We start from the raw sequence: 21997 nt of genomic DNA on the forward strand, positions 1-21997 counted from the left end.
TCGGTTGCGAATCGTTGCAGCGGAGAAAACAAATCTGACGGCCCTTGCGCGACTGGGAAATTTCTCAGGGGTGGAAATAAGTTTGTCTGACAAACTTCCGGGAAGACCATCGCCCATTCCACGGAACAGATCGCTGAGCCGCAGAGCAAGGGGAGCTCTTGGCTCGAAAGTTTGTCTGACAAACTTTCGTACATGCTTCAGAGGAGGAGCAGAGGCGCGCGGAGCGCCAGGGCGCGTGACCTATTGCGCCCATTGAGTTACCGAATGCGTCTGCGACATTTGCCTGCGAACGCCGCAACGAGAAGGGAGCCCAGGGCTTTCGATCCCAACGGGTTTGCCTGAGAAACTCGGAAGGAGCAGTTATCGCGCGCCCGGCGACCAAAGTCCCTGACGCCGGAAGTTTGCCTGACAAACTTCTGAGCAGCCGCCTCTGGAAAAGGACGAACGCGCAGGTCCTCGCGGTGATGCCAAGCCCTAAGCCCGCGCCCTCGGAAACGATCTTCGCCGGAAAATCGGGCCAGTTATCCGCTCGCCCGTTTTCAGAGCTGGATTGAAGTTAGCGATCGGGGCGGCGTCGGCCGCCCCGATCTTCGCGTCACTTGCGCTTGGCGCCTTTCTTTTGCGTCTCGGGCGCCGTGTCAGCGTCGTCCGTGTCGGACTTGTCCGTCTTGGCAGAAGCAAGGATTGAGAAGTCGTCGCAGTTGAGGTCGACGGTGTAGACCTTCTCGCCGTCCTTCTCGAAGCTTCCCTGCTTCAGCGTGCCGCGCGCCACCACGAGATCGCCGGGCTTCGCATAGTCGCGGACATATTTGCGGGCGCTCTCGCTCCAGATCGTGATTTCGTTCCAATACGGCTTGTCTTTCGTCTCGCCGTTGCGGTCTTTGTAGCCGTAGTTGGCGCAGATCGAAACGCGCGTCGTTTGCCCCACTTCACGAGCCTTGCCGATGCGGCCGAGGATCTGGAATTCCGCGAAGGTTTTCATCTTGCTCTCCATCGTTGGGGCGCCAGCCCCGGTTGCGATGGCTGTCCGTGATGGCCGCGAAGGCGACGCCAGAACCGAAGCGCCAAAAGGCGCGAGGCCGGAGCAGAGCGGAGGACCCGAAGGCCGCGGCGATTTTGTTCCGCGCGGAATTGGCGCGCAGCGCCAAGGGGAAAATCGTCGCGGCCGCTGGGTTTTGGGCGGCGACTGCGGCCATAGGACGAAACGCCATGCAACCGGAAGCGGGCGTTCACAAGGAGAGCGATACGCAAAGACGCGGGAAATTCGGATCGTCGGAAACGCTAAGCCCTTGTGAGGCTCGGCGAGCCAGTGCTTCGATGTCAGCGGAGGCGGCAGTCCCGAGACCGTCCGGCGAAGAGAACGACAGCCCCTCTCAGGGCACGAAATCATCTGGACGACGCGGAACGCATATAAAGTCGCGCGTTCAGACCCGCCCGATCACGATGGAGCGACGCCGATGCTGCGGGTCGAAGCGAGACGGCGATGTGACGTCCTCGTCGACGGGAGCCGACGCTCGCTCGAAGCGATGACGCCCGAACAAAACCAATGACGGGGCGGTCGGTGCAAAAGCGGAAAACCCAAGGAGTTTAGGGAGAGCTGGATCGCGTCGGCGCCGCCCGCTGCTCATGCTCTGTCAGCGATCGGCATCGTCATCAGCGCCCCAACGCACCCGGATCGAGGCGATGGAGGCCTTAGCGCCTAGCGATCGCGAGCGCCTCTGAAAATTCGGCGCAAGCGATTTTGCGGTCCAGCTCCGCATGCTCGCTGGCTCGATGACAGGGGCGATACTGTCCCATGAGATTGAGGTAGGTGTCGGGCGAAATTTCCTCGGCCAAGAACCTCGTCACCGTTTTCACGCCGGAGGCTCCGTTCGGCAAGACGAGATGACGCACAAGAAGTCCCCGTTCGGCCAGCCCGTCCGCGTTGACCACGAGGTCGCCGACCTGCCGATGCATCTCGCGCACCGCTTCCCTGTTGACGTGCACATAATCGCGGACATGCGAGTATTTGCGCGCCAAAATCTCATCGCCATATTTCATGTCCGGCATGTAGATGTCGACGACGCCATCGAGCAGCGTGAGCGCCTCGGGACTGTCATAGCCGCTCGTGTTGTAAACGAGCGGCAGACGCAGGCCCCGCTGTGCGGCGATGTCCACCGCAGCGACGATTTGCGCGACGACATGGCTTGGCGTCACCAGATTGATGTTGTGGCAGCCGAGAGCCTGCAATCGCAGCATCGTCTCGGCGAGCTGCTCGTCGCTGGTCTCCTCGCCTTCGCCCTGCCAGGCGATCTCCCAGTTCTGGCAATAGACGCAACGCAGGTTGCACCAGGAAAAGAAGATCGTGCCCGAACCACGCCGGCCGCGCAGGCAATCCTCTTCGCCATGATGCGGCGTGGCCGAATAGACGACCGCCCGCTCGCCGGTGCGGCAGACGGCGCCGCGGATGGAACGACGCCGATCGACCCGGCAATAGCGGGCGCAGAGATCGCAATTTTTCAGATGTTGGCGGGCCGAGCGAGCGCGTTCAGCCAGCTCGCCCGAGCGCAGCAGGCGAAGATAAGCTGGTTCGAACAACCCGCGCCGTTGCGAGTCTGCGGTGGCGCCGACATCAACGGACAAGGCGGCCATCGCGCTGTTCATTGAAAATCCACCCCGACGCTTCCATTTGGAGCCCATGAACAAAACACAAAGCGCACCATTGCGCGAGGCCATTGTCGGCGTTCCCGGCCGTTATTGGGAAAGACTCGCCGATGGCCGCATCCAATGCGACCTCTGCCCCAGATATTGCAAGCTTCACGATGGCCAGCGTGGCCTGTGCTTTGTGCGCGCGCGTCGTGGCGATGAAATCCTGCTCGCCACCTATGGCCGCTCCTCCGGCTTCTGCATCGACCCGATCGAGAAAAAGCCCTTAAACCATTTTCTGCCGGGAACGCCCGTGCTGTCGTTCGGCACGGCCGGCTGCAACCTCACCTGCAAGTTTTGCCAGAACTGGGATATTTCGAAGGCCCGCAGCTTCGACAGGCTGCAATCCGAAGCTTCGCCCGAGGCGATCGTTCGCGCTGCGAGGGCGACTGGTTCGCGCGCGATCGCTTACACCTATAACGATCCCGTGATCTTCCTCGAATATGCGGTCGACGTCGCGAGGGCGGCGCGCGCGCAAGACATAAAGAATGTGGCCGTCACCGCCGGTTATATTTCAGAAAAGGCGCGCGAAGAGTTCTTCTCGGCGATGGACGCCGCCAACATCGATCTAAAGGCCTTCACCGAGGGTTTTTATCGACAGCTGTGCTCCGCCGAACTCGGGCCCGTCCTCGACACGCTCGAATACGTCAAGCGCGAGACCAAAGTCTGGCTGGAGATAACGACGCTGTTGATCCCCGGCTGCAATGACGCTCCTTCCGAGATCGCCGCGCTCTCGGAATGGGTCGCAAGCCGGCTCGGCCTCGACGTGCCACTGCATTTCTCGGCGTTTCATCCGGACTGGAAGATGCATGACGTCCCGGCGACGCCGCGCGCGACGCTCACTCGTGCGCGAGAAATCGCGAAGAGCGCTGGGTTGCGTTACATTTACACGGGCAACGTCCACGACGAGGCGGGCAGAGCACCTATTGCCATGTCTGCGGCACCCGCGTCATCGGTCGCGATTGGTACGAGATAACCTCCTGGGCGCTCGATGACAACGGCTGTTGCCGCAGTTGCGGGACGCGATGCGCCGGCCTGTTCGAAGAGAGCCATGGCTCATGGGGGGCGCGGCGGATGCCGATCGAGTTTGGCGTTGAAGGGTCACCGTCGCGTTCGTCGGCCCCGAACCCGTAAGCTCCTTCACGAACGTCGCAAGTCACAATCTATTGACCGCCGTAACGCCGTTAGTCGACGCCTTCACGCGCCAGTTCGGTGAAAGCTGCAAACAAGCCGGAAGTAACCCGCGTTAGAGGCAAGTTTGTCCGGGGTGTCGCTGGGCATGTGATAATGGCGATATCGATAGAAAGCCGTATCTGTAACCATCATGGCGCGATAGCCTTGGCGCCAAAACGACCGGTGGTCGCTCCAAGAGACGCCTGGGACAGATTGAAACGTCGCCGCGGTCTCTAACGGAAAATCCGAGTTCGCGCGAAACGCCTTTGCAAGCCGATGCATTACCGTCCTTGAACGAAAATTTGAAACGAAGCCGAGGAAATCCGCCCGATCCGGGCAAAAAACAGACTGAACAGCGGCGGGTAGTTTTGGCTGCCAGGCTCGTTGCAGTACCAACCGATGGTCTCGAGCGACGCCATGAGTCTTATGTAATCTCCTCGCCGGCGAGCCGCCGCGGCGTACACCATGCTTCCCTGCTGGTGGCTGGTGAAGAATGGCGCTTCTTCATTGACGAAAGCGACAAAGCGGACTGTCAGCGCCGGCGCGACGCTAGCGAATAGACGCGACATCTCGAGGAGAGCCGAAACGCCGCTAGCGTTGTCGTTGGCGCCGGGACTGCCCATGACCGTGTCGTAGTGTGCGCCCATCAGAAGGATTTCTGGCTGCCGCGCGCCGCCGCTGCGCGTTATCTCAAGATTGAGGCAGGGAACTCCCGAAACTTCGTACGCCAATCGCTCGACAACATAGCCCTGCTGTTCCCATTGACGCTCGATATATGACGCCGCCGCCTGCAGCGCTCGGGGATGATAAATGTTGCGCTCGCCGATCTTGCCAGCTGTTCGACGTGCGCTCGGAGGTTTTGCATCGAGGCTTGCGCTTTGGTCTCCATTGATCGACCCCAGAAGCTTGGGACGCTTCGCTGGCAGTTTGAGATACCACCGTAAGCTCCTGCGGCAGAAGAGACAATTACGCCATTGAGGCGCGATTGGCTATTGGCGTTGGCGGTAAGCCGGCGCGCATGAGTTGGAGCGAGTAAAAATGTACCGACGCTACCGCCGCCTCATGACTGAGGTTGCCGTCGGCATTGGCGGTTGACGCCCGGAGGGTTCAACGGCTGGCGGACGCGTATCGAAGAGAGCGTCGATGACCGCGCATTCGGGCGCTCGTTCTCCGCTGCATTGCGCCGCCATTTCCTCCATCACCCTTTTGAGTCGCTTCAAGTCGGCGATCTTACGCTGAATCTCCGTGAGGTGATCCAGCGTCAGCTCACGAACTTGCGCGCAGGTGTAAGCGTGTCCATCCACGAGGCGAAGCAGGCCGCGAATTTCATCGAGACTGAACCCAAGTTGCCGGCTGCGTCGCACGAAGCTCAAGCGCTTGAGGTGGTCGGCGCCGTAAACGCGGTAGCCACTTGCGCTGCGATCAGGCGCCGGCATGACGCCGATCTTCTCGTAATAGCGGATCGTCTCGATGTTGACGCCGCTTTGCTTCGACAATTCGCCAATCGAGAGCCCATCCTTTTGCTTCATGTCGGGCCTCCTCGCGCTCCCTAAAAATCCTCTTGACCCTGTAGCGGCTACAGGCCCTAGGGTCTGATTACTCCGGCCGAACGGCGCTGGCAAGCAACACGATGGGGGTAGCGGCAATGTGTGACGGCGAAGGTCTTGGTCTCATCCAGATGGCGATGACGCCGATGGGGCTCGCGGCGACGGCAGGCATTGCCGCCCTGTTTTTCCTTTTCATACGTTGGGTTCGCGCCTGAGGTTGGCGCGGGCCAAACCCGAAGGGGCTTCCGGAACGAAACGAGGAAAACCTCCATGTCCGAACAGATCATGTCCGAGACAGCATCCGACCGATCAGCATCCGGCCAACGGGCGGCAGATCGAGCGTCCGGCCGCAAGGCGCTGGCCGCCGGCGGCGTCGCCGCCATCCTGGCGTCGGCCTGCTGCCTTGGGCCGCTGGTGCTGGTGAGCCTCGGATTCAGCGGCGCCTGGCTCGGCAATTTTAAAGTGTTCGAGCCATTTCGGCCGCTGTTCCTTAGCGCGGCGTTCGTCGCGCTGTTCTTCGCCTGGCGTCGAATCTATCGCCCCGCCGCAGCCTGCAAACCAGGAGAGGCCTGCGCCGCGCCGCGGGTGAGGTCGGCCTACAAAATGATCTTCTGGGGCATCGCGGCGCTGATCGGGGCGTCGACCGTCTTCCCCTATGTGCTTCCGCTGTTCTACTGAAAGAGGACCCCGAACATGAAAAAGCTCGCCGCAGTCATCGCTATGGCCGCCGTTTTCAGCATGTCGGCCTTTGCCGCAACGAAGACGGTCACTTTGTCAGTGGCTAACATGACCTGCGCCACCTGCCCGATCACGGTCAAGAAGGCGTTGAGCAAGGTCGAGGGCGTGCAATCAGCCGAAGTGAGCTACGAGAAGAAGGAAGCGGTGGTGACCTACGACGACGCGAAAACAAACGTCGAAGCGCTCACTAAGGCGACCGAAGGGGCCGGTTATCCTTCCGAACTGAAGAAGTGAGCCATGGACGAAACACCTTCGATCAAGACAGCGCTCGCACATTCGTTTGGCGCCGCGATGGGCCACGCCATGCCGCTTCTCGCGCACCTGCGCCATGTCCTCGGGCAACGAATCGGTTCTGAGGAATCCCCCGCCTCGTCCGATCGAAGGCGCGAAGGGAATAGTGTGGTCTTGCAGATCACCGGCATGACCTGCGGCAGCTGCGCGAGTCATATCGAAAAGGTCTTGCTCAAAGCCCCCGGCGTGCATGAGGCGAAGGTGTCCTACGCCGAAGGGACGGCGCGAGTCAGCGGCGACGGGGCGCTCGACCCCGCGGCGCTTTCCGCCGCTGTGCGTGCGGCAGGCTATGAAGTAGCGGTCGAGAAAAGCGCCGATGCGGGCCGCCCCCCAGAAAAGCGGCGCGAGGAAACGCCCGGCGGAACCCAGAATAGAGAGCAACGGGGCGCGCCGCTCCACGTGGCCGTCATCGGCAGCGGCGGGGCTGCGATGGCGGCCGCGCTGAGAGCCGTCGAACGCGACGCGCGCGTCACGCTGATCGAGCGCGGCACAATCGGCGGCACCTGCGTCAATGTCGGCTGCGTGCCGTCCAAGATCATGATCCGCGCCGCCCATATCGCGCATCTGCGCCGCCACAGCCCATTCGACGAAGGGATCGCCGCCGCGGAGCCCGCAATCCTGCGCGAACGGCTGCTGGCCCAGCAACAGGCGCGCGTCGAGGAGATGCGCCACGCCAAGTACGAGAATATCCTGGAAAGCACGCCTGCCATCGCGGTGTTGCGTGGCGAAGCCCGATTCAAAGACGGCCGCAGCCTCATCGTCCGGCTGAACGAAGGCGGCGAAAGCGAAATCAGTTTTGACCGCTGCCTCATCGCCACGGGCGCGAGCCCGGCTGTTCCGCCCATTCCCGGACTGAAAGAGACGCCCTACTGGACCTCGACCGAGGCGCTGGCGAGCGACACAATCCCTGCGCGCCTAGCGGTGATCGGCTCGTCGGTGGTAGCCGTCGAACTGGCGCAAGCTTTTGCGAGGCTTGGCGGCAAGGTGACGATCCTCGCGCGCAGCACGCTGTTCTTCCGCGAAGACCCAGCGATCGGCGAGGCGGTCACGGCCGCTTTCCGGGCGGAGGGCGTCGAAGTGCTGGAGCACACGCAAGCGAGCAACGTGGCGTTCGCGGACGGTGAATTCGTGCTCACCACGGGGCAAGGCGAACTGCGTGCCGACAAGCTGCTGATTGCCACGGGCCGTGCGCCCAACACGCGGGGGCTGGCATTGGAAGCCGCTGGGGTCGCCGTCGACCCACAGGGCGCAATCATCGTCGACACGCACATGCGCACCGGCGTGCCCCACATCTACGCCGCTGGCGACTGCACGAACCAGCCGCAGTTCGTTTATGTCGCGGCGGCGGCCGGCTCGCGTGCGGCCATCAATATGACCGGCGGCGACGCCACCCTTGATCTGACCGCCGTGCCGGCCGTGGTGTTCACCGATCCGCAGGTCGCCACCGTAGGCTACAGCGAGGCGGAAGCGCACTATGAGGGCATCGAGACCGACAGCCGCACACTGACGCTCGACAATGTGCCGCGCGCCTTAGCGAATTTCGACACGCGAGGCTTCATCAAGCTTGTCGCCGAGGCAGGCTCGGGCCGGCTCATTGGCGTGCAAGCCGTGGCGCCGGACGCGGGCGAACTCATCCAGGCGGCGGTGATCGCCATTCATGCACGGATGAGTGTACACGACCTCGCCAATCAGCTCTTCCCTTACCTAACAATGGTCGAGGGCCTGAAGCTCGCCGCGCAGACCTTTAGCAAGGACGTGACGCAACTGTCCTGTTGCGCGGGGTAAGCGATGAAAGAGCGCTTGACGCCCTGTTGCAATGGCGATCCTGCCGACTGGCGTCCGCTGAACGCGAGGCAGCGCCGAGCCAGGCTGATCGTCGGTGTCGCCCTGCTGTCGCTGGCTCTGGCTCTCCCCTGGTCAGCCGTCAGCTGGATCGCGCTGGCCGTCATCGCAGGCTGGCTTGGCGCGACCCACATCCTCGCGGCGGCGATGGCCTATCCCGGTTGCCCGGAACTCGGGGCGGCGCCCAGTCTTCTGCTCGGCCGCTGGGTGAGGATCGGCTGCTCTCCATGGCGGTGGTTGGACGCGAGATTTCGCCTGGCAGCGTAATGAGCGCCGCCGCAAGTGTTCGACGACTTGATGCTACCCGCTTTGATCGGTCAAGCGGCTTGGCCAAGGTCTCCCTCGCGAGACTTGGCGGGCGCGCTATATGCTGGGGGGATCGTCATCAAACTCGCCAGGGAGTTCCAGGCTCAGAGATGGCTGAGACGGCAGAGGCTCAACCAAACCGCCGCGACATACTTTACGTCGCCACAGGCGCAGCCGCCGCCGCGGGCATGGCCGGAGCCGTCTGGCCGCTTATTGCGCAAATAAGTCCCGACGCCTCGACGCTGGCGTTGTCTTCCGTAGAGGTCGATATCTCCGGCATTGCTGAGGGGCAAATCGTCACGGTGAAATGGCGCGGCAGGCCGGTCTTCGTGCGTCATCGCACGAGGCAGGAGATCGAGGCGGCGCAAAATACGCCGCTCTCGGACCTTAGCGATCCCCAGCCCGACTCCGCGCGCGTAAAAAAGCCAGAATGGCTCATCGTCGTCGGCATCTGCACGCATCTCGGCTGCATACCTATCGGTTACGAGGGCGAATATGGCGGATGGCTCTGCCCCTGCCATGGCTCCGTCTTCGACACATCCGGGCGAATTCGCGCCGGCCCCGCGCCAACCAATCTCGAAGTGCCCGAATACGCTTTCATCAGCGCCACCCGAGTCAAGATCGGCTGACAGGGGCGTCTCATCGTTCCTCACCATCAGACAAGATGCGCGAACAAATGCTTCACAATGCGCGCTTGGGGCAAAGATTGCGTCGCTTGATTCGAAATACAACGCCGATTATGTTTATGCCTATCCGAAAGAAGCAACCATGCTGCGTTGGTTCCGCTCCTTGATTGTCGTTCTTGCCGTGCTGGCCGTGTTGGCGAGCGGGACAAGCAGGGCGTTGGCGGACCGCATCGACAAATGTGATGACATGACGGTGGACATGGTCATGGACGATTGCATGATGGGTGATAGCGATCAACATGGGACCATACCCGGTTGCCCGCCGCTCGCGTGCATACCGACGCACATTATTCAGCCTCCCCAAGGCAACTTCATTTCTCCTGTCGTCATACAGCTCATATCGATGTTCCCGCCGCGCGACGACCTTGAGCGCCGCGGGCTTTCCGGCCCACCAGACCTTCGCCCTCCAATCGTCTGAATCCGCGGCATTCGGCTTTAGCTGCGCCACGTCGAGCAATCGAGACGCGCCGTTCGATAGCGCATCTCTCGCTGATGAGAGCGTCGCCGCCGATTCAAGCTGCGGGCAACCCACAACGAAATATCACAAATATTGCAAGCGCCGCCTCCTAAGCAATAATCAGCACTAGGAGAACAAGCTTATTTGTTAGTTTATACGTAACACCTTATTTGGTAATTATTATTGTTGCCCGACTTGAGGCGTTTAATACTCAGGCTTATATCAATAAATGTTGACGACAACTGTGGAAGAGGGATGCGACGAGGCCGTCATCCCACATTTTTGGTCGCGCAAGAGGAGTTACCCTAATGAGGAAAAGATTAAAATCTCTGGCTCTCGTGGGCGCCGTCCTGACGTCGACGTCTCTATACGGCCTTGCTCCGTCGCAGGCGCAAAATCACGGTGGCTGTTTCGTGACGCTTAGCCCGACGGAGGCCACACGCGGCATCCGTCATTGGCGCCCACCGTCCTCATGCGTCGACTGGTATAAACGCATCGAACAGCTGCGACCGACCCAGGCCGACCCCCAGGAAGCTCCTTGGGTGCATGTCGTCGTTCGGAAAATCAACCTCCCCGCGAGTCGCATCACGGTTTCGCATGGGGCCATCCCGCAAATCCGCATGCCGGCGATGACGATAAACTTCGCGGTCGCCGACACCGCCCGTCTCGCCACGCTCCACGAAGGCGATGAGGTCGATATCCAGTGCGAGCATGGCGGTGGGGTGGTGAGAGTCGTCAACTTCCGTATGTAGCGGTGCGATTCGGGCTTAATGAACCGGCTGTGATTGTCATCGACGATTGTGGCCGGCTCCACGCCGAAGGCCCCAACGCCTGTTCGTTCATTCCAGTGATCGCTGCCAAGATCGTCTGAAATGGCAGGCGCGGTCCAAATCAGGAGAATAAAGCATGTCGCATGACCATGAGCATTACGTCGCTGATAGCCGGCCATTTCTGAAGACGCTAGCTGGGTGGGCGCTGATCGCTTTTCTCGCGATCGGCGGGTTCTATCTCGTCACGGAGCATACAGCGCATCTCTTCGGCTTTCTGCCTTATGCGCTCCTTCTCGCTTGTCCGCTGATGCACATGTTCATGCACGGAGGCCATTCCGGGCATGGCGGCCATCATCCTCGCGAGCGTGACCCAGCGAACGGCGGCGACCGGTCCTCACGAAACGAAACGGAAGAAAATTAGCCATGAGCCACGACACTCCTGCTTACGGCCTTTGGTCGCTCGTCATCATCAACACAATATTCTTCATCTTCTTCGCCGCGAGCTTCAGCGTCGGCGGATGGAAAAAGAACTGGCGATCGCTTGGGCCCTATTCGGCTTTTATCCTGGCGCTCTTCGCGGAAATGTATGGCTTTCCGTTGACGATCTATTTCCTATCGGGATGGCTCGCAACGCGTTACCCGAACCTAGACTTGTATTCCCACGAGGCCGGCCATCTATGGTCCACCATCTTTGGACTGAAAGGCGACCCGCATTTTAGCCTTCTCCATATTTTCAGCCTGGTAGCGATCGCCGGCGGGTTCATCCTTCTCGCCCAATCGTGGAGGCGACTCTATGACGCGCAAAAACGCGGCGTCGTGGCGACGACCGGACCTTATGCCCATATCCGTCACCCGCAATATGTCGGGTTCGTCGCCATTATGTTTGGCTTCCTGTTGCAATGGCCAACAATCCCGACCCTCGTCATGTTCCCGATCATGACGTTCGTTTACGCGCGGCTGGCGCGCCGCGAGGAGCAAGATTCACTCGAACGTTACGGAGACCCCTACCGCGTCTACGTGGAACGCGTGCCGGCGTTCATTCCAAAATTGTCGGGAACGCGATCCCCTCAACGCAGACGCCTCCCTTGACTGAACCCGACGCTATCGGCGCGTCCTGACGGAGTACGGCTATGACCGCCAATCAGAAAGCCATGAGCTGCGAGCATTCCAAAGAAGGCGTGCGCGCGCTCGCCACACCAATCGGCGCTTCGTCGGCCATTACTAACGGGGACGCGATCCCGAGGTTCACGGCCCACGATCAAAGCGACGCGTCCGCAAGCCTGATCGCCTACCAGCGCGATTTCGCCGAGCGCTCAATCCTCTTCTTGGACGCTCTACGCCAGCGCGCGGACAATCTGCTCGAACACGATCGCCTCGGCTTGCCTGCGCTGCTCAACTTCAAATGGGAGATGCTCATCGATGCGCGCGCTTTCGAGCATCCGGCCAATTACGCGCTTCTAAGAATTACGGAGGCGCATGGGCATCATGCCGAGACATGCCTCCAGACTGAAAAACCCCCCGTCCTGATTGTCGACCCGCGCGCGGGGCACGGACCGGGCATTGGCGGGTTCAAGCGCGAGTCCGAAGTCGGCATGGCGCTGCTCGAAGGCCATCCCGTCTATTTTGTAATCTTCTTTCCGGAGCCTTGCGAAGGACAGACGCTCGCCGACGTGCTGCATGCGCTGCGGCGCTTCGTCGAAGAGGTCGCGCGTCGTCATCCGGGCAAGCCGCCGATCCTCTATGGTAATTGCCAGGCCGGCTGGGCCATTACGCTGCTATCGGCCGACTGTCATGGCCTTGTGGGGCCGGCTGTTCTCAACGGCTCGCCGGTTTCCTATTGGGCCGGTGAATCCGGCTTCAATCCGGCGCGACTCGCCGCTGGTCTGCTCGGCGGCGTGTGGCTGACACATTTTCTGGCCGATCTCGGCAACGGGCGCCTCGACGGCGCCTGGCTCGCGCAGAATTTCGAGACGTTGAAGCCTGGAAATGCGCTTTGGGACAAATACGCTAATCTTTTTTCGCACATCGACGCCGAGCGCGAGCGCTTCCTAGATTTCGAGCGCTGGTGGAGCGGGTTTCACAGCCTGAGCCGCGAGGAAATCCTTGCGATTGTAGAGAATCTATTCATTGGCGATCAACTCGAGCAAGGCGTGTTTCGCGTTTGCGCCAATTGCTTCGCGGACCTGCGCAAAATCAAAAATCCTCTGGTGATCTTTGCCTCCTATGGCGACAATATCACGCCGCCGCATCAGGCGCTCGGCTGGATCCCGTTCGTCTATAAGAACACGGGAGATCTCAAGGCCGCCGGGCAGCGAATTATCTACCTCACCAACCCTCACGTCGGCCACCTCGGCATATTTGTCTCAGCGTCAATCGCCCGCTTCGAGCATCGCGCTATTTTGGAGGGCCTCGACGACATCGCGGCGCTGCCGCCGGGTCTTTATGAAATGAAGATAGAAAACCCGGGTGGCGATCCTGATTGCCATAGGCCAAAATATTCAGTCCGCTTCGAACCCCGCGACGTCTCAGAGCTGAAGTTCGATTACCCAGTCGAGGCGTTCGAACGCGTCCGCGCCGTCTCACAAATCGGGAATTTGTTCTACTCCACATTCGTCAGCCCGTGGGTGAATGCGCTATCGAACCCCTGGACAGCGAATTATTTGCGCTGGATGCATCCAATGCGGACAACCCGCTACTTGCTGTCGGAGCAATTCTCGCCTTGGATGTATGGAGTCGCGGAAATTGCACGGATGGTCGAGAAGGGGAGAACGCCGCTGGCCGAGACGAACTCTTTTCTCGTTCGCGAACGAGAGGTGGCGGGACGAATATCAACCGCTCTCGATGAATTTCGGGCGTGGCGAGACGCAGCCGAGGAACAGGTCTTCGCGCTGCTCTATGGCTCCCAGCCAGGGATAAGACGGCAGCGAAAGGAATCTGCCAACCGGGAACATGTTCACGTCGCGGATGGCGCGGCCTTGGTCATTCAGGACATGAAACCGATTCAGGCCGCCGAAGGCAAGATGGCGGAGCCGTAGCGTCATGCCCACGTCTGCAAAGTCTCTCGAGCATCTCATCGAGACGGCGAAAGAACTGGGACCGATCGGAGTCGCGGTGGCGGATGCCGCGCAAGGCCTGGTCGTTGAGACGCTGAAGAAAGCTCAGCAATTGGGCTTCGCCGGCGCGGCTCGCTTCGCTCGCCCTCGCGGCGCTGATCCATCACCGGATGCCGCGGCAGCCGATGCATCTCCGGGTTTCGGCGTCGAGCCTCCCCTGCGCTCCACAACCTGAGCAGGACTGCTGTCCGATGTTGGAGTGACGATCTTCGCCGACGAAGATTGCGAGATCGCCAGAGGAGCGGAGCCCAATAATTCTGGGAGGAAGCAATGGCAAAGAAAAATCATGATGCCAAACCCGTGGAGGTTGCTCCCGAGATCAGCAAGGATGAGTATCGGGCGACATTGCAGGTCTTGCAGGTAGAGCTGGTCAAGTTGCAGAAACACTTCATCGAATGCAACGACAAGATCTTGGTTCTGATCGAGGGTCGCGACGCCGCCGGCAAAGATGGAGTGATCAAACGGATTGTCCAGCATCTGAGCCCACGCGAAACGCGTGTCGTGGCGCTGGGAAGGCCATCCGATCGCGACCGCACGGCTTGGTATTTCCAGCGTTACGCGCCTCATTTGCCCGCGGCTCAGGAATTCGTGCTGTTCAACCGCAGTTGGTACAATCGGGCCGGCGTCGAACGCGTGATGAATTTCTGCACCGACGTGGAATACGAGGAGTTTATGGACACCGTTCTCGACTTCGAGCACATGCTAGTACGGTCGGGAATAAAGCTTCTCAAATACTATCTCGATATCAGTCGAGATGAACAAAAGAAACGACTGAAAGATCGCCACGAAGATCCGCTCAAGCAATGGAAAGTGAGCCCGATCGACGCGCAAGCTATCAAGCACTGGGACGACTACAGCATCGCGCGAAATGAGATGTTCGCGCGTACGCACAATCCAGTCACGCCCTGGACTGTTGTACGGGCCGACGTCAAGCGGTTGGCGCGTTTGAACCTTATCAAGGACCTGTTGTCGCGATTGCATTACTGCGACAAGGATGCGGCGTCGCTTCTGGTAAATCCCCAGATCGTTTTCCAATATGAGGAAACATATATTCGAAACCGCATGATCTCCGCCTGAACCGGAAATTTCGTCGGAAGAGCGCCCGAAATGAGAAGATGACAGCTCGATAAGGAGGAACTCCATGACCGCTCCGGCCGCTGAAAGTAATACTTCGCGCGACGGGCCGTGTCCGGCGACGAGTCTAACAGTAGAGCGCCTGCACAACGTTTCGATTTGCGCATAGGGGGATGAGCTGCGGCCAATATGCTCTGATATCGAATAGGCCCTGACAAAAATCGAGGGCGGAACAACCTTCGCGTGGGAGGATCCAATGGCAGCCGACGCCCAACACGTCGTATGGTTCGAAGAGATTACGCGTCACGACGTAGCGCGCGTTGGCGGCAAGAACGCCTCGCTTGGTGAAATGGTCGGCAATCTCGCCGCAAAGGGCGTCAAGGTCCCGCCCGGGTTTGCGACGACGGCCGAGGCCTATTGGCGCTTCATCGACAGCAACGGATTGAGGGCGACAATGGCCGATGCTCTCGCCGAACTCGAAGCCGGCGGCCTATCGCTCGCCGAAGCAGGCCAAACCATCCGCCGCGCCATTTTGCGCGGCAGTTGGTCGCCCGAAATGGCTGATGCGATCACGAGCGCCTACCGCGACCTCTGCCGACGCCTGGGCAAGGCGGAAGCCGACGTCGCCGTCCGTTCGAGCGCAACGGCGGAGGACCTTCCCGACGCCAGCTTCGCGGGACAACAGGAGACCTATCTCAATATTCGGGGAGAACAGGCCCTGCTCGAGGCATGTCGGCGCTGTTACGCCTCGCTCTTCACCGATCGTGCGATCAGCTACCGCAAGGCGAAAGGGTTTGACCATATGAAGGTCGCGCTTTCGGTCGGGGTTCAAAGCATGGCGCGTTCCGACATTGGCGGCGCAGGCGTGATGTTTTCGATCGACACGGAAACCGGCTTCGACAAGGTGGTTTTGATCAACGCGGCCTGGGGTCTTGGCGAGAATGTCGTTCAGGGCGCCGTCGACCCGGACGAATATCTGACGTTCAAGCCATTTCTCTTCGACGCCGCGCTGTCGCCGATCGTGGAAAAAAAGCGCGGCGACAAGGCGGTCAAGATGATCTACGCCAGCGACGGCGACCATCCGACGCGCAACGTTCCGACCTCCAAGGCCGAACGCGCCGCCTTTGTCCTCAGCGACCAGGATATCCTGACCTTGTCGCGCTGGGCCTGCGTCATCGAAAACCATTACGGCCAGCCCATGGACATGGAATGGGCCAAGGACGGCGAGACCGGCGAACTTTTCATCGTGCAGGCGCGACCGGAGACTGTGCAGTCACGCCGCGAAGCGAACGCCCTGAAGACATATCGGATCAAAAGCAAAGGCCGAAAGATCGTTTCGGGACTCGCCATCGGCGACGCCGTGGTGGCGGGCAAGGTCTGCGTGATCGAAAGCGCTCGCGACATCGCGCGCTTCGTCGACGGCTCCATCTTGGTCACGCAAACGACCGATCCAGATTGGGTGCCGATCATGAAACGGGCCGCAGCGATCATTACCGATCACGGCGGTCGGACGTCACATGCGGCCATCGTCAGTCGCGAGCTTGGTCTGCCAGCGATTGTCGGGGCCGGCGACGCGACGCATGTCCTGCATGATGAACAGCTCGTAACCGTGTCCTGCGCGGAGGGCGATCTGGGGTTCGTCTATGAAGGCGTGGCCGACTATGAAACCGAAGGTCTCGACCTCGCCGCTATTCCAACGACGCGCACCAAGATCATGCTCAACCTTGCCGATCCAGCGGCGGCGTTTCGCTGGTGGCGCATACCTGCCGATGGAGTCGGTCTTGCGCGCATGGAGTTCGTCATCAACAACCACATCAAGATTCATCCCATGGCTCTCGTCCACTATGACACGCTAAAGAACGAAGACGCCAAAAGCAGCATCGCGCAATTGACCTTCGGATATGAAGATAAGACCGAATATTTTGTGGATCGGCTCGCCCATGCGCTCGCGCGCATCGCAGCCTCGCGCCATCCGGCTCCCGTGATTGTGCGGATGAGCGACTTTAAAACCAACGAATACGCCAATCTGATCGGCGGCGCCGAGTTTGAGCCTAAGGAAGAAAATCCGATGCTCGGCTTTCGCGGCGCCTCCCGCTATTACTCTCCGCGTTACCGAGAAGGGTTCGCGCTCGAATGCCGCGCCATCCGCCGCGTGCGCGAGCAGATGGGATTCAAGAATATCATCGTGATGATCCCTTTCTGCCGTTCAACGAAGGAAGCAGACCGCGTCCTCGAGGTCATGGCGGCCAATGGTTTGAAGCGTGGCAACGACGGCCTTCAAGTCTATGTGATGTGCGAAATCCCTTCCAACGTGATTTTGGCGAAGGCCTTCGCCGAGCGTTTCGATGGCTTCTCGATCGGCAGCAACGACCTGACCCAGCTCACGCTCGGCGTCGACCGCGATTCGACAGATTTGGCGAATCTCTTCGACGAACAGGATGAGGCGGTGAAATGGATGATTCAAACGGTCATCGCCGAAGCCCGCAAGGCCGGCGCAAAGGTCGGCCTATGCGGACAGGCGCCCAGCGACCATCCCGAGTTCGCCGAGTTTCTCGTCGCATGTGGGATCGACTCCATGTCGGTCACGCCGGACAGTTTCATCGCGGCGAAGCGCCACGTGGCGGCGGCGGAGGACGCAGAGATAGAGATGAAGATCAAATAGGCGTTAGGGACCAGATGCCGAAGGCTGAACCCTATTGGCCATATCAATGAACTGGCGAAACGTTGATGCGCGAATTTCGCTAAGACGACGAAAGTGAAGTCGGGGTTTTTCGCGGTTCGCGAGACGACCTCAATCGCCGCGTCTCTCAGCTGTCAAGACACAGGGGGCGGACATGAAAATCGTGATCTTTGAAGCCGAATCGCGCGAACGAGCAGCATTCGATAGCTTGACCTCTACCGCTGAACTGCGGCTCGTCGCCGAGCCGCTTGCCGCCGCCAATGTACATAGCTTCTCGGATGCAGAATTGATTTCAACATTCATCTATTCGGAGCTCAGCCGCGGGATCCTCGAACAGCTCCCATCCCTGAAGCTGATCTCGACTCGATCGACCGGATACGATCACATCGACATGGCCTATTGCGCGGAGCGCGGAATCACCGTCTGCAACGTCCCAAGTTACGGCGAAAACACGGTTGCCGAGCACGTCTTCGCGCTTCTGCTTGCTCTCAGCCATCGCCTCTTCGAGGCCGTGGAACGCGCGCGTTCCGGCCGATTCTCGCCTGAAGGCCTGCAAGGCTTCGATCTCGCGAGCAAGACGATCGGCGTCGTTGGCGCAGGAAGCATTGGCCGCCATGTGATTCGCATCGCCAAAGGATTCGGAATGAATGTGCTCGCTTACGACGTGACGACCGATTCGCAGCTCGTCGAGCATCTCGGATTCCGCTACGCGACCTTTGATGAGCTGCTCGCGCACTCGGATGTGATCACGCTCCACGCTCCGGCGACACCCGCGACTTATCATCTGCTCTCGGCCAAGACGTTCGCACGGATGAAGAACGGCGTCATCATCGTCAACACGGCGCGCGGAAGCCTGATCGATTCTCTTGCGCTGATCCAAGCGCTCCGCTCGGGCAAGGTGGCTGGCGCCGGACTCGACGTCTTGCCCGACGAGCCTTTGATCCGCGAGGAGGCCGAACTTATCTGCTCGATCTTCTGCAATCAGCACGACCTGCGCGATCTCGTGGCGGATCATGTACTGCTGCGGATGCCAAACGTAATCGTTACGCCGCATAGCGCTTTCAATACAAGGGAAGCCGTAGGTCGAATAGTCGAGACCACGGTCGCAAATATCCACGCCTTCCTCGAAGGCCATCCGCAGAACATCGTTAGCAAATCGCCATCGCGCATGAACTAAGCGTCGAGCTATTGATCATCGAAGTCCGCCGGGCCAATGTCATGGCGAAAGCGGGAAGCTTTAGGTCTTGCGGATGCTGATCGAGCTTAAAGGGTCGGCGGGAGACGGGCTATTGTCTCACTCGGAATTTTTGGCGGTCGGAGTTGATCCCACGCTCGCGCAAGAACTCCTAGCCGCTAAGGTCACGTTTTCCGGAACGTCAATTACACCGGAATATCGCCGCTGCTCTCCTGGCTCATCCTCGTTATGATCTTCATTCTCGTCTATGGACTGTTTGTCTAGACGAGCGGGGCAAGGCGATCATGTCGGTCGCCAGAACAAGGCTAAGGTCTTGGTCCGCAGCATGCAGTGGCAAGTGAGGAATCCAATACGGATATCGACAATCGCATAAGCGGCGCCTTCGACGAGTCGATCTCGAATCGGTTCACGTGGCAGGCGTTTCCACGGAGGCGATGGATGACAGCGGCTTCATTGCCCGCCAAAAGGTCAGCGACTTCCACCACCGCCCCTCGACTGTGACTGATTCAAACCCAGCCTCACGCAGATAGATCGGTATCTTTCCTTCGAAGGCGTCGGCCGAGGTCTCGACGTGCGACAGCGGCCGCAGGACAATCCGCCACAGCACGCTGTCGGACCGGTCTAAGTCGACTACAATCAACCGTCCGCCCGGCCGAAGGACACGGCCAATTTCCTTGAGGCCGCTTCGCTTCACTTCGGCTGGCAGGTGATGGAGGACCAAGCTCAATAGTGCCGCGTCGAAGCTGGCTTCCTCGAAAGGAAGCTCTTCGACAGCAGCCAATTCGAAGGTCGCCCGACTTCCTTCCTGAGCGGCATTGCGGCGGGCGATCCCCATCATCCTCGGACCAGGATCGAAGCCGATGACTCGACCCGAAGAGCCGACCGCCTCGGCGGCAAGACGGGTCCATACGCCAGTTCCGCAACCGGCATCGAGGACGCGCTCGCCGGCCTTTAGGGCAGCCACCTCGAGAATTTGCCTCCGGAAAGCGCGACCCAATCCGAGCAACGTGCATAAACGGTCGTAAAAGGGCGCGATCCACTCGATGGTCACGCCATCGGTTTCCGGCGCTAGCTCACTTCCGGCCTCCGGTTGGGACCAACTGAAAATCAAGCCCCATAATATGACGAGCGGACATCCAAGCAGCGCCGTAACGGCCAATGCATGCCACCAGGTGAGTCCGAAAGCGAGCAGAATGGTGACGGCGACCGCCAAGGATAGTATCGGGTAGAGCCAGGCGTGGTCACGTCTCGATGTTCTCCGCATGTCGTTCGTCCCATCAAGTTTTGAAAACCTGCTCCAGTTTCAGCGGCCCGATCTCGCTATCATACAAAAGGGGCTTAATGAATGCCGGCAGCGACGATCGGGTTCCGGGACGATCGGGGCTACACGCCCACACGCGGCAGCCTGGCTTATCGATGGCTTTCATGGCTGTGCTCTCTAGCTTGTGTCGAACCGGCCATCCGTTCCAGACGGGACGTTGGCGATCAGTCAAATTTCACCCGATCCGGCGAGCGGAAGTAGAAAAAATGGTCCTCGCACTTGGACTGCACCGCTATGATCGAGTGCCCTACCGCACGTTTCAAAGCCGCAGCGCTAACACCTGACGCATATCGGCAAGCTATATAACATCGCCGCCGGTCTGAATGCGCAGCGTCTGATAGAGGACGTGGCGGACATTGCCGAAGCTCAATGCCTGATCGTTAGCCAAATAGACAGTCCTGTGGATCAGCCTCAGGCGATCGAGGTCTCCGTGCGCGGTTCCGGTCGGGCGAGCGAGTTGGGGAACGAGATCACGGCGACTGTTGCGGATGAGCTTTCCCGTCTCGAATCCGTCACCGAGGAGCTAACCAGGGGCGCCTTGGCGGTCGGGCGCTGGCCGCTGCGGCAAGACCGCTGACGCTCCACGGCGCGGCGCCTATTCAGGCGTCTTGACACCCCCCGCGAGCTTGCGACATCAGCACGCCATCAAACGGCGGGCCGCTCTCCTGCTCGCAAACGCTGCGACAAAAGCAGCATAGCTCCAGGCTAGGTTCGTTGCGGACGTTTGCGCGCCAGTCGTCTGATCGAATTGCTCGGACAATTCTCCCGAGGCCGGCGTATGCGTTCGCACCATGGCCATGAACATATCGCCGCGATCGAGAAATGCTTCGAAGAGCCTCTCTCTGAACGGTGGTTCGACCGACGCAGCCGCGAGCGCCACGGGCGGCATGGCGAGCATATAGGCCAAAATAGTCCGGTTTTGTTGCGAAACCGGAATCATTGCCCCTCTGCCGATTGCTTCCGCGAAGCGAAAGTAAAATTGTGCCGCTCCGAGCGTTGAAAAATAATAGGCTCCGCCGCTGTAATATGAATCGCCGGCATAGCGTCCCATCGCAGGAGCGCAATCTGACGCACGCTCCTGGTTGATCCGATATTCTTTTGCAAAAAGCTGCTCGAGCCGCGCCAGCGTGGCAAGCGCCTTCGGATCGAGGACGCTGTGAGGCCCCTCCGCCCGCGCCGCATGAATCACGCCAAGAGGCACAGCCATGTCGAGCAGCCTCCCAGGCTCGGCGTTCTGCCTATTCGCCGCGTTGGCGAAGCGGCAGACATAAACGCCTTCATCCGGATCAAAATGGGCGTCGAGACGCTGACGGATTTCTTGCGCAGCCGCGCGATAGGCTTGCGCACGCGTCACGTCGCCAGCCGCCTCCATCCATGCCGACCCATCGGCAAGCGCCGCATATTGCACGAGGCGCGTGTGATAATGATGACCCGCAACTTCTTCCCAAAGATCGAAACAGGGCTCTCGCCAATGCTGAAGCGTATAGTCGAGATCGAATTGGAGCAACGTTGTTACCGACGCCTGGTCTATGCGATCACGAAACGCGTCAAGCAGGAAAAAGCGCAAGACGGCGAGTGCGCGCAACGCTGGTCCATCATTTTGCGGACGGGCCCAATTGAGAATGTCGAGCGTCCCGTCCGCATTGTAACGCGCTTCGCCGAGGACGCGGTCACCATAGACTTGGCTAAGATCACGGTCGCTGCGCGCGTGAGGGAGGTAAGCCGGATCAATCGCTTGGCGATAATCGCCACGACGCAAAAAAGCGCGGCCATCGAGTTGACAAAGACCAAGGCTGAAATTGACAAAATCGACGAGATAACGGGTCGCATCCGATCCCAGCGTCTGTTCCGCGAGCAATACGCGTAAAGCGTCAATGACAATCGCTGAATCGCGCACCCAATGGAAAAAATAGTCCGGATTTGGATCGTAAGAAGCGAACTCGGGAGACGCCAGGACGGACCCAGGCGCTGGCCGAATGGTCTGCCCAAAATGGCAGCGAACTTTGACGAGTTCGGTTGCTGAAACCGCCCTGAGCATGGCGGCGGCGGAGAGCAGATATTGCCGCTCCATCCATTCCAAAAGCGTGCCCGCATTGTCGCTCATCGCATTTTCTTTGAC

General features: G+C 60.0%; 22 protein-coding genes. 16 read left to right on the forward strand and 6 right to left on the reverse strand.

Annotated features, from left to right (window positions below):
• Positions 1 to 595: 595 nt before the first annotated feature.
• Complete coding sequence (locus IYX23_RS04970) at positions 596 to 982, reverse strand: single-stranded DNA-binding protein (protein ID WP_246695817.1); 387 nt, start codon at positions 980 to 982, stop codon at positions 596 to 598.
• A 710-nt stretch (positions 983 to 1692) separates the two neighbouring features.
• Positions 1693 to 2643, reverse strand: coding sequence for a radical SAM protein (locus IYX23_RS04975; protein ID WP_210330498.1), 951 nt, complete (start codon positions 2641 to 2643; stop codon positions 1693 to 1695).
• Positions 2644 to 2677: 34 nt separating this feature from the next.
• Between IYX23_RS04975 and amrS the strand changes: the two genes are divergently transcribed.
• Positions 2678 to 3661 carry an AmmeMemoRadiSam system radical SAM enzyme gene (gene amrS, locus IYX23_RS04980; RefSeq protein WP_210330500.1) on the forward strand — a complete coding sequence of 328 codons (984 nt, stop codon included), beginning with the start codon at positions 2678 to 2680 and terminating at the stop codon, positions 3659 to 3661.
• Positions 3662 to 4139: 478 nt separating this feature from the next.
• Here amrS and IYX23_RS19910 read toward each other — a convergent pair whose 3' ends face one another.
• Complete coding sequence (locus tag IYX23_RS19910) at positions 4140 to 4589, reverse strand: M28 family peptidase (RefSeq protein ID WP_281431771.1); 450 nt, start codon at positions 4587 to 4589, stop codon at positions 4140 to 4142.
• A gap of 318 nt (positions 4590 to 4907) precedes the next feature.
• A complete protein-coding gene (locus IYX23_RS04990; protein ID WP_154453951.1) occupies positions 4908 to 5387 on the reverse strand; it encodes a helix-turn-helix domain-containing protein in 480 nt (159 codons plus the stop codon).
• A gap of 303 nt (positions 5388 to 5690) precedes the next feature.
• Here IYX23_RS04990 and merT point away from each other — a divergent pair, with 303 nt between their 5' ends.
• From merT to IYX23_RS05060, 14 genes are all read left to right on the forward strand, one after another.
• Positions 5691 to 6083, forward strand: a complete 393-nt coding sequence (merT, locus tag IYX23_RS04995; protein WP_210330513.1) for a mercuric ion transporter MerT — start codon at positions 5691 to 5693, stop codon at positions 6081 to 6083.
• A 15-nt stretch (positions 6084 to 6098) separates the two neighbouring features.
• A complete protein-coding gene (merP, locus tag IYX23_RS05000) occupies positions 6099 to 6377 on the forward strand; it encodes a mercury resistance system periplasmic binding protein MerP (RefSeq protein ID WP_154453953.1) in 279 nt (92 codons plus the stop codon).
• 165 nt (positions 6378 to 6542) lie between these two features.
• The gene (gene merA, locus IYX23_RS05005) at positions 6543 to 8219 is read left to right on the forward strand and encodes a mercury(II) reductase (protein ID WP_275548827.1); all 1677 of its coding nucleotides are present in this window, start codon (positions 6543 to 6545) and stop codon (positions 8217 to 8219) included.
• A 3-nt stretch (positions 8220 to 8222) separates the two neighbouring features.
• A complete protein-coding gene (locus tag IYX23_RS05010) occupies positions 8223 to 8543 on the forward strand; it encodes a hypothetical protein (protein ID WP_154453954.1) in 321 nt (106 codons plus the stop codon).
• 149 nt (positions 8544 to 8692) lie between these two features.
• Positions 8693 to 9211, forward strand: coding sequence for a ubiquinol-cytochrome c reductase iron-sulfur subunit (gene petA, locus IYX23_RS05015; RefSeq protein WP_154453955.1), 519 nt, complete (start codon positions 8693 to 8695; stop codon positions 9209 to 9211).
• Between the two features lie 139 nt (positions 9212 to 9350).
• On the forward strand, positions 9351 to 9686 hold the full coding sequence (locus IYX23_RS05020; RefSeq protein ID WP_154453956.1) for a hypothetical protein: 336 nt from the start codon (positions 9351 to 9353) through the stop codon (positions 9684 to 9686).
• A 452-nt stretch (positions 9687 to 10138) separates the two neighbouring features.
• On the forward strand, positions 10139 to 10477 hold the full coding sequence (locus tag IYX23_RS05025; RefSeq protein WP_196392131.1) for a copper-binding protein: 339 nt from the start codon (positions 10139 to 10141) through the stop codon (positions 10475 to 10477).
• 154 nt (positions 10478 to 10631) lie between these two features.
• Entirely contained in the window at positions 10632 to 10916 is a 285-nt protein-coding gene (locus IYX23_RS05030) for a DUF2933 domain-containing protein (protein WP_154453957.1), read from the forward strand.
• A gap of 2 nt (positions 10917 to 10918) precedes the next feature.
• Positions 10919 to 11584 (forward strand): isoprenylcysteine carboxylmethyltransferase family protein, encoded by a 666-nt coding sequence (locus IYX23_RS05035; protein WP_154453958.1) that lies wholly within the window; start codon positions 10919 to 10921, stop codon positions 11582 to 11584.
• A 41-nt stretch (positions 11585 to 11625) separates the two neighbouring features.
• Positions 11626 to 13530 (forward strand): DUF3141 domain-containing protein, encoded by a 1905-nt coding sequence (locus IYX23_RS05040; protein WP_154453959.1) that lies wholly within the window; start codon positions 11626 to 11628, stop codon positions 13528 to 13530.
• Positions 13531 to 13534: 4 nt separating this feature from the next.
• Positions 13535 to 13783, forward strand: coding sequence for a hypothetical protein (locus tag IYX23_RS05045; protein ID WP_196392132.1), 249 nt, complete (start codon positions 13535 to 13537; stop codon positions 13781 to 13783).
• Between the two features lie 95 nt (positions 13784 to 13878).
• Complete coding sequence (gene ppk2 / locus IYX23_RS05050) at positions 13879 to 14685, forward strand: polyphosphate kinase 2 (RefSeq protein ID WP_154453960.1); 807 nt, start codon at positions 13879 to 13881, stop codon at positions 14683 to 14685.
• Between the two features lie 253 nt (positions 14686 to 14938).
• The gene (ppsA, locus tag IYX23_RS05055; protein WP_154453961.1) at positions 14939 to 17344 is read left to right on the forward strand and encodes a phosphoenolpyruvate synthase; all 2406 of its coding nucleotides are present in this window, start codon (positions 14939 to 14941) and stop codon (positions 17342 to 17344) included.
• A 172-nt stretch (positions 17345 to 17516) separates the two neighbouring features.
• A complete protein-coding gene (locus tag IYX23_RS05060; protein WP_154453962.1) occupies positions 17517 to 18539 on the forward strand; it encodes a hydroxyacid dehydrogenase in 1023 nt (340 codons plus the stop codon).
• A gap of 424 nt (positions 18540 to 18963) precedes the next feature.
• On the opposite strand, the gene IYX23_RS05065 is transcribed toward IYX23_RS05060, so the two are convergent.
• Positions 18964 to 19770 (reverse strand): methyltransferase domain-containing protein, encoded by an 807-nt coding sequence (locus IYX23_RS05065; RefSeq protein ID WP_210330503.1) that lies wholly within the window; start codon positions 19768 to 19770, stop codon positions 18964 to 18966.
• Between the two features lie 397 nt (positions 19771 to 20167).
• On the opposite strand from IYX23_RS05065, the gene IYX23_RS05070 reads away from it, so the two are divergent.
• Positions 20168 to 20455, forward strand: coding sequence for a methionine adenosyltransferase (locus tag IYX23_RS05070; protein WP_275548828.1), 288 nt, complete (start codon positions 20168 to 20170; stop codon positions 20453 to 20455).
• Positions 20456 to 20512: 57 nt separating this feature from the next.
• On the opposite strand, the gene IYX23_RS05075 is transcribed toward IYX23_RS05070, so the two are convergent.
• Complete coding sequence (locus tag IYX23_RS05075; protein ID WP_154453965.1) at positions 20513 to 21982, reverse strand: glycoside hydrolase family 15 protein; 1470 nt, start codon at positions 21980 to 21982, stop codon at positions 20513 to 20515.
• Positions 21983 to 21997: the final 15 nt, after the last annotated feature.

Origin of the sequence: Methylocystis sp. L43 (assembly GCF_015709525.1) — a bacterium.
In the GTDB taxonomy this organism is placed as follows: domain Bacteria; phylum Pseudomonadota; class Alphaproteobacteria; order Rhizobiales; family Beijerinckiaceae; genus Methylocystis.

What these genes read in the sequence shown, in the direction of transcription:
- IYX23_RS04970 (WP_246695817.1), bottom strand. Translation starts at nt 982, where the DNA reads ATGAAAACCTTCGCGGAATTCCAGATCCTCGGCCGCATCGGCAAGGCT.
- IYX23_RS04975 (WP_210330498.1), bottom strand. Translation starts at nt 2,643, where the DNA reads ATGAACAGCGCGATGGCCGCCTTGTCCGTTGATGTCGGCGCCACCGCA.
- amrS (WP_210330500.1), top strand. Translation starts at nt 2,678, where the DNA reads ATGAACAAAACACAAAGCGCACCATTGCGCGAGGCCATTGTCGGCGTT.
- IYX23_RS04990 (WP_154453951.1), bottom strand. Translation starts at nt 5,387, where the DNA reads ATGAAGCAAAAGGATGGGCTCTCGATTGGCGAATTGTCGAAGCAAAGC.
- merT (WP_210330513.1), top strand. Translation starts at nt 5,691, where the DNA reads ATGTCCGAGACAGCATCCGACCGATCAGCATCCGGCCAACGGGCGGCA.
- merP (WP_154453953.1), top strand. Translation starts at nt 6,099, where the DNA reads ATGAAAAAGCTCGCCGCAGTCATCGCTATGGCCGCCGTTTTCAGCATG.
- IYX23_RS05010 (WP_154453954.1), top strand. Translation starts at nt 8,223, where the DNA reads ATGAAAGAGCGCTTGACGCCCTGTTGCAATGGCGATCCTGCCGACTGG.
- petA (WP_154453955.1), top strand. Translation starts at nt 8,693, where the DNA reads ATGGCTGAGACGGCAGAGGCTCAACCAAACCGCCGCGACATACTTTAC.
- IYX23_RS05020 (WP_154453956.1), top strand. Translation starts at nt 9,351, where the DNA reads ATGCTGCGTTGGTTCCGCTCCTTGATTGTCGTTCTTGCCGTGCTGGCC.
- IYX23_RS05030 (WP_154453957.1), top strand. Translation starts at nt 10,632, where the DNA reads ATGTCGCATGACCATGAGCATTACGTCGCTGATAGCCGGCCATTTCTG.
- IYX23_RS05035 (WP_154453958.1), top strand. Translation starts at nt 10,919, where the DNA reads ATGAGCCACGACACTCCTGCTTACGGCCTTTGGTCGCTCGTCATCATC.
- IYX23_RS05040 (WP_154453959.1), top strand. Translation starts at nt 11,626, where the DNA reads ATGACCGCCAATCAGAAAGCCATGAGCTGCGAGCATTCCAAAGAAGGC.
- IYX23_RS05045 (WP_196392132.1), top strand. Translation starts at nt 13,535, where the DNA reads ATGCCCACGTCTGCAAAGTCTCTCGAGCATCTCATCGAGACGGCGAAA.
- ppk2 (WP_154453960.1), top strand. Translation starts at nt 13,879, where the DNA reads ATGGCAAAGAAAAATCATGATGCCAAACCCGTGGAGGTTGCTCCCGAG.
- ppsA (WP_154453961.1), top strand. Translation starts at nt 14,939, where the DNA reads ATGGCAGCCGACGCCCAACACGTCGTATGGTTCGAAGAGATTACGCGT.
- IYX23_RS05060 (WP_154453962.1), top strand. Translation starts at nt 17,517, where the DNA reads ATGAAAATCGTGATCTTTGAAGCCGAATCGCGCGAACGAGCAGCATTC.
- IYX23_RS05075 (WP_154453965.1), bottom strand. Translation starts at nt 21,982, where the DNA reads ATGAGCGACAATGCGGGCACGCTTTTGGAATGGATGGAGCGGCAATAT.